The 717-nt window shown below is 45.2% G+C and carries 1 protein-coding gene; it reads right to left on the reverse strand.

Going from position 1 to position 717, the window contains the following annotated elements; all coding sequences use genetic code 11:
- Positions 1 to 59: 59 nt before the first annotated feature.
- A partial coding sequence (locus tag KTE19_RS13665) for an IS256 family transposase (protein ID WP_249778676.1) occupies positions 60 to 717 on the reverse strand: 658 nt, incomplete at its 5' end.

Here is a 717-nt window from a genome sequence, read left to right on the forward strand (position 1 = left end):
GGTAGCGTCAAGAATCTTGTGTAAATGAAATGCCTTCGTACATATAATATGTATCTAACTTAAATAAATGATGCTTCCAAGGTGTCCTGGAGTCCTTTGAACCCTCGGTGGATCCGCTTCAGAGACTTCTCGTTATAAACATTAAACTGAGAAACCAGGAAGCGATCCAGTGAATCTTCCGTTGGAAATTGTTCTTTGTGGTGGGTGGTGCGCTTGAGATGCTTATTAAAGTTCTCAATCAGGTTAGTGGAGTATAGTGATTGCCGGATAGCTGGTGGAAAGTCCATGAAAGTGAGTAAATTCGGCATTTTAAGCAGATCTTTGATTAATTTGGGATAGGTCTGATGCCAGTTGTTGGCGAACTCATTCAGTTTCAGTTCGGCTGCTTCACGGTTGGCGGCCCGATGAACTTGTTTAAAGTCACTGATCACGGCCTTGCGGTCTTTTACGCGAACTTTGTTCATCAGATTCCGCCCAACATGAACCAGGCAACGTTGTCGTTTGGCTTTAGGGAAATGCCGATTCAAGCCTTCATCCAAACCAACTAACCCATCGGCCACAAACAACAGCACATCTTTAACGCCCTGCTTGATCAAGGTTCCCAGCAGTTCAGTCCAGATCCCAGTTGATTCCGTGGGCGCCACTTGGTAGTTCAGCACTTCTTTCGTACCATCTGGACGAATGCCAATCGCAATATGAACGGCTTCTTTTTGAACG

The sequence above is a fragment of the Lentilactobacillus dabitei genome, assembly GCF_019061365.1.
In the GTDB taxonomy this organism is placed as follows: Bacteria; Bacillota; Bacilli; order Lactobacillales; family Lactobacillaceae; genus Lentilactobacillus; species Lentilactobacillus dabitei.